We start from the raw sequence: 7,294 nt of genomic DNA on the forward strand, positions 1-7,294 counted from the left end.
GCATGTGTGGTATTGTCGGAATCGTGGGTAAAAGCCCAGTCAATCAAGCTTTGTATGATGCCTTAACCGTGCTACAGCATAGAGGGCAAGATGCTGCTGGAATAGTCACAGTTGATGAGGGAGTATTTCACCTCAGGAAAGACAATGGTTTGGTGAGAGACGTATTTCATACACGTCATATGAAAAGACTGACCGGACAGTTTGGTATTGGTCATGCTCGCTACCCCACAGCTGGAAGTTCAAGCTCGGCAGAAGCTCAACCTTTTTATGTCAACTCTCCTTATGGTATTGCTTTTGCTCACAACGGTAACCTAACCAATGCGCACGAGCTAAAAGATGAAGTGTCGAAGATTGCCAGAAGACACATCAACACCTCTTCAGATTCTGAATTGTTGTTAAATATCATCGCCCATGAACTACAAAGTTGTGAAGGTTTACATTTAACACCTGATGAGGTGTTTAAAGCGGTTGCCACTGTACATTCAAAAATCAGAGGTGCGTACGCAGTTGTCGCTGCCATAATTGGCAACGGAATGTTGGCATTTAGAGACCCATTTGGCATTCGCCCGTTAGCCTTAGGTAAACGCAAAACTGAGTTTGGTAATGAGTATATGGTGGCCTCTGAAAGTGTGGCACTAGATGCCGTTGGTTTTACTTTTATTCGTGATGTTGCGCCTGGCGAAGCTATTTATGTCACCGAAGAAGGTGAGTTACATACCCAGCAATGTGCAAAAAATCCGGTCAATGCGCCGTGTATTTTTGAATTCGTTTATTTTGCTCGCCCAGATTCATTTATCGATGGTATTTCTGTTTATGCCTCTAGGGTCAATATGGGTCGTAAACTCGGTCAAAAAATTGCGAAGGAATGGGCTGACCTAGATATTGATGTGGTTATTCCAATTCCAGAAACCTCTACTGATGTTGCTTTACAGATTGCCATTGAATTAGATAAACCTTATCGCCAAGGGTTTGTTAAAAACCGTTATATTGGCCGTACGTTTATTATGCCTGGGCAAACCATGCGTCGTAAATCAGTACGTCGTAAACTGAATGCTATTCCTTCAGAATTTAAAGATAAAAGTGTGCTTTTAGTCGATGACTCAATTGTCAGAGGTACAACCTCAGAACAAATTATTGAGATGGCGCGGGAGTCTGGTGCGAAGAAGGTTTATTTTGCCTCTGCTGCCCCTGAAATTCGTTTTCCTAATGTATATGGCATCGATATGCCATCGGCCAATGAGCTCATTGCATACGGTCGAGAGATTGAACAAATCAGTGATTTAATTCGTGCAGATGGTTTGATTTTCCAAGATATCAGTGATTTAGTTGATGCAGTACGTGAGCTGAATCCTGAGATTAAACGTTTTGAAACCTCAGTGTTTGACGGTAATTACATTACTGGTGATATCGACAATGCGTATTTGCAGCGCATCGACAATATGCGTAATGAAGAATCAAAAAACGAAGGTATACAGGCTGAATTAAGCAATTTAGAAATGCATAATATGAGTCAAGATTAGGTCATAATCTTCAGTATAAGTAATTATGTACGCAATAAAAAAGCCACGGTTTATTCAACACGTGGCTTTTTTGTATATCCTGCAATAGTGTTAACCGACGTAAACTGGACCCATGCCCATACTCCACAACATTACGGACGCAGCCATCAATATAGCGAGTAATACCAGTCCACAAGTAACAACTGAACTTGCATAGATAAAACCTTTTCCTTCCGGAATATGCATTAAAATTGGTGTGCCAGCGTAGAGCAAATAAACTGAATAGGTTAAGCCAACTAAACCAATTAGCATCACAAACCAAAGTACTGGATAAAAAGCGGCAAAGCCAACCATAAACAAAGGTGTAGCGGTATAAGCTGCAAGTTCGAGTGATTGAGTGTAAGTAGGTGTTGAATCGAATGCTTTGGCTAACTCATGAATTAATATGGCTAAGGCAATTACACCTGTCATTAAACCAAAATACATACCAATACTCATTAACATGGCGCTATTAGGCGTTAACTTAATAATGTCACCAACACCTATACTCCAACCAAGATGAGCAGCCGAATAATAACTCATCAATACAGGTATTAAGGAAATGATAGCGATATGACTCAAGCTATAAACATAACTCTCATGACGTTCATCAATTGAATGCCATTCTTCTTTTGGGTGTGTATATAAACCCCATAGGTGATTTAAAATCATACAATTAGGTCTCTTTTTCGGTTAAAAATACGTTTTGTTAATTAAAAATAAACATGCCGTTAACAATTATTGTCTGTGAGTAGGCCTCAAGCGTCAACCTTTTTATTAGTGACTAACAAAGCTAATTGATCTTCATCAAAGGTTAACCTCTCATACTGAATATATGGTTAAATATTATTTATCGATGAAGTTGTTAAAAATTAGGCGTGATGAGTGATGGAAGGGCAATCAAAGAGTGATTTTGTTTTTTATTTTCCCATAACCACAAGGTGGATGGATAACGACATGTTTGGTCATGTGAATAACGTTAATTATTATTCATATTTCGACACTATCATTAATCAGTTCTTAATTGAGCAAGCTGGTTTTGTACCACAAAAAAGTAAACAAATTGGCTTTATTGTAAAGTCTAGCTGCAATTATATTAGCTCTGTGTCTTACCCCCAAAAGTTGGTTGGGGCATTTCGTGTTGATAGGATTGGCAATAGTTCTGTGGATTATGCAGTGGGGATTTTTAAAGAAAACGAGGAAGTTGCGTCGGCAGTGGGATGTTTAACCCATGTTTTTGTCGATCGAGATTCGCATAAACCCACAGCTATAAAAGGTAATCTGCGTGAGGCCATGCTTTCGGCCGTTGTATCCACATAATACCTCTTGTTTTTTTTTTAATTCGAACTAGTCCTTTTTCGCTGCAGTGAGCAATTGTTTAGAAGTTGTTGATGAATCTGCCTGTATTGGTTGGGCGTCATGTCACAACTCGATTTAAACGCACGGGTAAAGGGCCTTACCGATGCAAAATCGCTTTCTCGTCCAACCATCAATTTCGGCACCTTGATTACATTAATGGGCGTCTTGGCTGCTATTTTTATGATGTGGATCCCACGAATTTCTTCTGCCTTCAGTTACTGATGCCCACTGGTGAAAAATAGCTGTGCAATGTTAACCCTGCAATTATGCTAATCTGCGCGCCTAACAGCAATTTCTGACAATTCATTGAGTAATTAGGCCGTATTATGATCCCATGGACCCAACTTGGCAGCGCACAAATTCCCAACAATGGTGGCGAGTTAAAGTTTTCTCAGCGCGGCGATGAATTTTCTATTCGTTTGTCGGGTATACGCGGTGAATTAATGAATAGCCGTTTGTATAACTCAGAAAAAGTGCTGGCAGAACTAGGCTGTGCGCATCTTACATCTACCAACAATGCACAGGTTTTAGTGGGTGGTTTGGGGATGGGTTATACGCTGGCAGCGGCGCTCAAAGCGGTGAATGAAAACTCTCAAATCACAGTGGCAGAACTTATTCCTGAAGTAGTAGAGTGGAACAAAGGGCCGTTAGGTAATTGCGCTAAAAACCCGCTGCAAGACCCTCGTACTAAAGTACATATTGGTGATGTAAGACAACTATTAACGATTAGAAAACCCACCTTTGATGCCATCTTATTGGATGTAGACAACGGCCCAGAGGGCTTGACTCAAAAAGACAACAGCAGTATTTATTCACCTCAGGGGTTGGAAGATATATATAAAACACTGAGGCCCAAAGGCATGGTGGCCATATGGTCAGCAGGCCCTGATCAGCAGTTTACTCTGCGCTTAAAAAAGGCGGGTTTCAAAGCCGAAGATCGGGTTGTGCGCGCGCGTCCTGGAAAGGGCAGTCGGCATACTATTTTTCTGGGACGTAAAGCTTAATTAGGCTTACGTCGAATTAAAGATTATTGATCCCTTTAACGAGAATGTTCTTAACAATTTCTCGAACATTCTGAAACTTAAATTAGAGAATAGGTTATTCATGTCTACAGCGTTTTTAGCGAAACATTCAAACAAACTTATGCTGTCGGGTTTACTGGTTATTGTTTGTCTGTTGATATTAGTTAGTTATGTTTGGTCACAGGCAAAAACCGCTGATGAAAGGTTGCTTGAACAGCGGTTTACTCTTTCACTTATTAATCTCGGTCAAAACATAGATGCCCGCATTGCCAGTATGAAATTGATTGCTAAAACAGTCGCTAATGATACTCATATCCAAAATTCGGTAATGTCTGGGTTTGCAGATAACCAAGAGTCGATATTGGTCGATAAACTGGGATTTTTAGTCAGTGAATATGGACTTACCAGTGCGTCGTTCGCCGACAAAAACACTCATAAATATTGGAACCACGAAGGCTTTCTAAGGGTATTACAACCTGAAACTGATACTTGGTATTTTGCCTACCTAGCAAGTGGAGATTCAAATTTGGTCAGTGTTTACCATGACAAAAACAAACACCGTGTGGATGTTTATGTGAACTACCAACAGCCTGATGGTAATGGTTTGTCGGGGATCGCTACATCGTTTGACGGTGTGTTGGATAGGCTAAATGAATCAATATTTGCCGAACATGGCGAGATTTATTTAGTGGACAGTTTAGGCAAAATTCAAGTACACGCAGATGCCGAAATAATGAGTACGAAAAACCTGAAGGACATGTTTTCTAAAGACATTGTGAATAACATACTTCAGCCCCATTCAACTCAGTTTATTGAGGTCAATGCAAAAGGGAGTCAATTGTTAGGTGCGAGCTATATTCCAAGCATGAACTGGTATGTTGTGGCATATGTAACGAAAGCTGACCAATAAGTACAAAGCCTTAGTCATTAACTCATACCAAATTTAACCTGCATGATGATTGCACTAGCAATACGTTGCAGCGATGCTTCAGTCGCCATACGTTGTTCATCAGAACATTCAAATAAATTATCCAGCGCTGCGTGGGCTTTTTGCATGTTGTAGATGGGTTGGTCTTTTGCTGCTTGTGAGGCGAATGTATCGTGATAAAACCCTAACATGGGGTCCTTTTTGTTACGCGCAGGCGGGGTGGTGAAAGGGTGTTTTTGCCGGTTGTAAACCTCGGGTAACAACACGTCTTTAGCGGCTTCACGTAATACGTGTTTTTCTCGTATGCCTTTTACTTTCATATTGACTGGCACTCTAGCAGCTACTTCAGCAACATGATGATCTAAAAAGGGGACTCGCCCTTCGATAGAATGCGCCATTTCCATGCGGTCACCCAGATAATTTAGAATGAAATTAGGCAACATGGTTTTTGCATGAATGTACAAAGCCTGATTGAGATGATCGCGCCCTGCAACACGCTGAGTGAGAGGTAAACGATCTAGACCTGCCGCAATTGGATTACGTTGTTGTAACTGCGCTGTTAATTCGTCAGACCAAAATGGCGCAATTCCGTTTTTCATTGCCATGCTTACATTCAGACTAGCGGGCGCCCAGCCGAGCCGGCGGTGAATGGCCTGCATTTCTTCATCGGTTATTTGTTCTGGCATCGTTAGTGCGCTTGTAGCTTGATTACTGCCGAACATTTCTTGCATAAATGCCACTTTTTCGTCACGACTTAAAGTGGGGTTGTGATTCAGTGCGTCAATTCTAAAAAAGGGATAACCTCCGAGCATCTCGTCGGCACCTTCACCGGTAAATACAACCTTTATCCCGGCTTTTTGCACTTCGCGACTTAGCATATATTTAGCCACGCCATGGCCGTTAAACATCTGTGTTTCACTGTGCCAAATTGCATCTGAGTATGAGTCGGCAATGTCTCGCCCGGTAATAGGAATAGGGTGATAAGACGCACCTACATGTTTGGCAGTTGCCTCAGCAATAGCGGCTTCATCGTATAACGGATTGTCAAAGGTCAAGGTAAACGCGCGAATTGGCCTGTCCATACATTGTTGAGCCAGCCCCAGCACGGCACAAGAATCAATCCCTCCACTTAAGTAGGAAGCCACTTCGACATCGGCAACCAATCTTTGTTTAACAGAGTCCTGTAGCGCTTCGCGAAACTCTTCAATTACTTCTGCTTCGCTGCGTTGATCCATTTTCATTTCTGCTGCGGTGGGGAATTCCCAATCCCAATAGGTATAGATGCGCACATTGCCATCTTTAGCGATGGCATAACTACCTTGTGGCACTGAATAGATGCCAGCGAACTCGGTTATTTCATGGGATCTGCTGGGCCCTGCAGTTGCTCCTTCGAGATCCCATCTTGCAGGTACGCCTAGGGCTAATAAAGCTTTGATTTCTGAGGCGAAATACACGTTGCCGTTTATCGTCGCGTAGTAAAGAGGTTTGACGCCAAAACGGTCGCGGATGGCTATCATTATTTGTTCTCGTTCATCGGCAATGATTACCGCAAACTCACCGCGCAATTCAGTAGCGACCTGAGTACCGCGCTGATGATAAAGATGTAAGGCAATTTCACTGTCGCTATCGGTGTTAAATTGATAACCATTTTTTTGTAGTTGTTCACGTATTGCTTTGTAACCGTAAAACTCGCCATTAACAACTGAATGAATCGCGCCATCAGGGCTAGTCATGGGTTGAACACCATTATTTAAGCCAATGATTGATAACCTAGTGTGTCCCAGAACCCAACGTCCATTGTTAGATGTCCAGCAATTCGAGCCATCTGGTCCGCGATGGTATAACGCCTTAAGAGCCGCTGCGCAACGCTCTGGTGCGAGCCCATTTGTCGTCATTGCTGCAAATATTCCACACATGTGATGCTTCCTTATTATTCTTCCTGAAACGAATTGATTGGTTCAATTAACAAGCAGCGTTAACACTAGGGCTATTGGTATATTTTTACCAATAGCCCCGCCTACTAGTAGTCGATAAACTTGGTTTATTTTAGTGAATGAATTAGCGCTCAAGGAGGAGTCATTTTTGGATGGAAATTATAAAAATTATAGATCCACTTGGAATTTTTGAATGTAATAACTCTTTGAAATTGACAATTATTTTTTGATTATTTACCAAATAGAGCTAGTTTATTATTAACAACTGAAAATTTGTGCCAGAATACGAGAGGTAACTTCATTTTTAATATTGGCAGGCAATCGAACAGAAAAATGACAGCGTTTATTTTTTATCTTTATTAACTCTAGAAGAAAACTTAAAGAGATTTATGGAAGCATTTATTAGACTAACATCTGTTTTAACTAATCCCACATTGGCCGTAGATAAAAAGTTAAAAATGATCTGTGATGTCACCTCTGAAGTTTTGCCTGGAGCAGATCGAGTCGGTTTAT

Annotated in this window: 6 protein-coding genes; 4 read left to right on the plus strand and 2 right to left on the minus strand. The window is 41.3% G+C overall.

All coding sequences use genetic code 11. The annotated features are described in order from the left end of the window. Positions 1–2: 2 nt before the first annotated feature. Positions 3–1,520 (plus strand): amidophosphoribosyltransferase, encoded by a 1,518-nt coding sequence (gene purF / locus QZ488_RS01060; protein WP_293745774.1) that lies wholly within the window; start codon positions 3–5, stop codon positions 1,518–1,520. 90 nt (positions 1,521–1,610) lie between these two features. On the opposite strand, the gene QZ488_RS01065 is transcribed toward purF, so the two are convergent. Then, positions 1,611–2,210, minus strand: a complete 600-nt coding sequence (locus tag QZ488_RS01065) for a Yip1 family protein (RefSeq protein WP_293745775.1) — start codon at positions 2,208–2,210, stop codon at positions 1,611–1,613. 216 nt (positions 2,211–2,426) lie between these two features. Here QZ488_RS01065 and QZ488_RS01070 point away from each other — a divergent pair, with 216 nt between their 5' ends. From QZ488_RS01070 to QZ488_RS01080, 3 genes are all read left to right on the plus strand, one after another. After that, positions 2,427–2,858, plus strand: coding sequence for a thioesterase family protein (locus QZ488_RS01070; protein ID WP_293745776.1), 432 nt, complete (start codon positions 2,427–2,429; stop codon positions 2,856–2,858). A 365-nt stretch (positions 2,859–3,223) separates the two neighbouring features. After that, positions 3,224–3,901, plus strand: coding sequence for a hypothetical protein (locus QZ488_RS01075; protein WP_293745777.1), 678 nt, complete (start codon positions 3,224–3,226; stop codon positions 3,899–3,901). Between the two features lie 100 nt (positions 3,902–4,001). Next, complete coding sequence (locus tag QZ488_RS01080; protein ID WP_293745778.1) at positions 4,002–4,829, plus strand: cache domain-containing protein; 828 nt, start codon at positions 4,002–4,004, stop codon at positions 4,827–4,829. Between the two features lie 17 nt (positions 4,830–4,846). On the opposite strand, the gene asnB is transcribed toward QZ488_RS01080, so the two are convergent. Then, complete coding sequence (gene asnB, locus QZ488_RS01085; protein ID WP_293745779.1) at positions 4,847–6,763, minus strand: asparagine synthase (glutamine-hydrolyzing); 1,917 nt, start codon at positions 6,761–6,763, stop codon at positions 4,847–4,849. Positions 6,764–7,294 lie beyond the last annotated feature (531 nt).

The organism is uncultured Paraglaciecola sp. (genome assembly GCF_913020055.1).
Lineage (GTDB): Bacteria > Pseudomonadota > Gammaproteobacteria > Enterobacterales > Alteromonadaceae > Paraglaciecola.

Bases quoted from the DNA above. Each gene is read 5' to 3' on its own strand.
- QZ488_RS01070 (WP_293745776.1), top strand. From the start codon at position 2,427: ATGGAAGGGCAATCAAAGAGTGATTTTGTTTTTTATTTTCCCATAACC.
- QZ488_RS01080 (WP_293745778.1), top strand. From the start codon at position 4,002: ATGTCTACAGCGTTTTTAGCGAAACATTCAAACAAACTTATGCTGTCG.
- QZ488_RS01065 (WP_293745775.1), bottom strand. From the start codon at position 2,210: ATGATTTTAAATCACCTATGGGGTTTATATACACACCCAAAAGAAGAA.
- purF (WP_293745774.1), top strand. From the start codon at position 3: ATGTGTGGTATTGTCGGAATCGTGGGTAAAAGCCCAGTCAATCAAGCT.
- asnB (WP_293745779.1), bottom strand. From the start codon at position 6,763: ATGTGTGGAATATTTGCAGCAATGACGACAAATGGGCTCGCACCAGAG.
- QZ488_RS01075 (WP_293745777.1), top strand. From the start codon at position 3,224: ATGATCCCATGGACCCAACTTGGCAGCGCACAAATTCCCAACAATGGT.